Genomic DNA, 2507 nt, shown 5'->3' with positions numbered 1-2507 from the left:
GGTGTCGTCGGTGGATGTGCTCGATGAGTGTGAGCACGCGCGTTTGGATGAGATGGGTAATCGGGCGGTGTTGAGCGCGCCCGTATCGCCGGCGGTGTCGGTTCCGGTGTTGTTGGGCCAGCATGTGGCCCGCGCTCCCGAGGCGGTGGCAATCAGCGGCGAAGACCGTGCCATGACGTATCGGGAGCTGGATGAGGCGGCGAACCGGTTGGCGCACTGGCTGATTGGTCGGGGTGTGGGTCCGGGCGAGTGTGTGGCGCTGCTGATGGAGCGCTCGGCGCAGGCGGTCGTGGCGATGCTGGGCGTGCTCAAGACCGGGGCGGCCTATCTGCCGATCGATCCCGCCCAGCCCGAGGCGCGGATCGGGTTCATGCTTGCCGATGCCGCCCCGGTCGCGGTACTGACCACCGCGGGCCTGCGGTCACGGCTGGATGGCCATGACGTGCTGGTCATCGATATCGATGACCCCGCGATAGACACCCACCCGGGCACCGCGCCCCCGGTACCGGCGGCCGATGATGTCGCGTATCTGATTTACACCTCGGGCACCACCGGGGTGCCCAAAGGCGTTGCGGTTACACATCAGAACCTGGCGCACTTGGCGGCGTCCTCGCCCCCAGCTCTGGGGGCCGGGCAGGTGTGGACGCAGTGTCATTCGTATGCGTTCGACTTTTCGGTGTGGGAGATCTGGGCGGCGCTGCTCGGTGGGGGTCGGCTGGTGGTGGTGCCCGAGGAGGTGGCCGGCTCACCCCAGGATTTCCATGACTTGTTGATCAATGAGCGGGTCAGTGTGCTGACCCAGACCCCGTCGGCGGTCAAGGCACTCTCGCCGCAGGGGTTGGGGTCGGTGGCGTTGCTGCTCGGTGGTGAGGCGTGTCCGGTTGAGGTGGTGGATCGGTGGGCGCCGGGGCGGGTGGTGATCAACGCCTACGGCCCGACCGAGGCCACGGTGTATGCGTCGATGAGCGTGCCGCTTTCGGTCGGGGATGCGGTGGTGCCGATCGGGGCGCCGGTCTCAACGGCGGCGTTGTTTGTGCTGGATGGGTGGTTGCGTCCGGTGCCGGTGGGTGTGGTCGGCGAGTTGTACGTGGCCGGTCTGGGGTGGGCGTCGGATATGTCGGTCGCTCGGGCCTGACCGCGTCGCGGTTTGTGGCGTGTCCGTTCGGCGGGCGCGGGACACGGATGTATCGCACCGGGGATCTGGTGCGGTGGCGTGCTGATGGGCAGTTGGAGTACTTGGGGCGTGCCGATGAGCAGGTCAAGATCCGCGGGCATCGGATCGAACTCGGCGAAGTCCAGGCCGCGCTGGCAGGGCTGTCCGGTGTGGAGCAGGCGGTGGTGATCGCCCGCGAGGATCGCCCCACCGACAAGCGGCTGGTCGGCTACGTCACGGGGACGGTGGATCCGCGCGAGATCCGATCCGTGCTGGCTGAGCGACTGCCGTCCTACATGGTGCCGGCCGCCGTCCTGGCGATTGACGAGTTGCCGGTGACGGTCAACGGCAAACTCGACACCCGTGCCCTGCCAGCGCCCGAATACTCCGACGGCGACCATTACCGCGCTCCGGCCTCTGTCACCGAGGAGATCTTGGCCGGCATCTACGCCCAAGTCCTCGGCGTGGAGCGCGTCGGTGTCGACGAGGCGTTCTTCGAGCTGGGTGGGGATTCCATTTTGTCGATGCAGGTGGTGGCGCGGGCGCGCGCCGCCGGCCTGATACTCAGGCCGCGCGACATTTTCGTCGAGCAGACGGTAGCCCGACTGTCGGCGGTGGTCGGGGTGGCCACCGGCGCCGGTGACGTGGTTGATGCCGGTGTCGGGCCGGTGGTGCCCACTCCGATCATCCGGTGGCTGCAGGATGTCGACGGCCCGGTTGGGCAGTTCAACCAGACCATGGTGGTGCAGGCTCCCGCGGGGGTGACCGAGGCCGACGTGGTGGTGCTGCTGCAGGCCTTGCTGGACCGGCATGCCATGTTGCGGCTCCGCGTCGACGACGACGGGGAGTGGTCGCTGACCGTGCCCGAACCAGGGTCGGTGGATGCTCGCGGGTGCCTGCAATCGGTGAACGAGATATCCGATGCGGCGCTGGTCGCGGCGCGCTCGAAGTTGAACCCGGCCGCCGGAGCGATGGTCAGCGCACTGTGGACGCCTGACACGGGCCAGTTGGCATTGATCATTCACCATCTCGCCATCGACGGGGTGTCCTGGCGGATTCTGTTGGAAGACATCAACATCGCTTGGGCCCAGCACCACAGCGGCCAACCGGTGGCACTACCGCCAGGCGGAACATCATTTGCGCGATGGGCCTCCCTGCTGGCCGGGCAGGCACACGATCCGACGGTGCTAGAACAGGCCGAGGCGTGGCGGCAGGTGGCGGCGACCCCCGCCGCGTTGCCCGCGGCGCAATCCGCGGTGGATACGTTCGCCACCGCCGGGCGTCTGTCGGTGCAGCTGGATGTTGAGACGACCCGGATGCTGTTGGGTGAGGTGCCGGCGGCGTTCCACGCCGG

1 pseudogene is annotated in these 2507 nt (G+C 68.0%); it reads left to right on the top strand.

The features are described 5' to 3' along the window. Window positions 1-2507, top strand: a pseudogene (locus tag A5625_RS03570) (amino acid adenylation domain-containing protein); the annotation flags it as partial.

Source organism: Mycobacterium sp. 1465703.0 (assembly GCF_001672975.1).
Lineage (GTDB): Bacteria > Actinomycetota > Actinomycetes > Mycobacteriales > Mycobacteriaceae > Mycobacterium.
The sequence above is the reverse complement of the archived record's forward strand: the minus strand, read 5'-3'. Positions and strand labels throughout refer to the sequence as shown.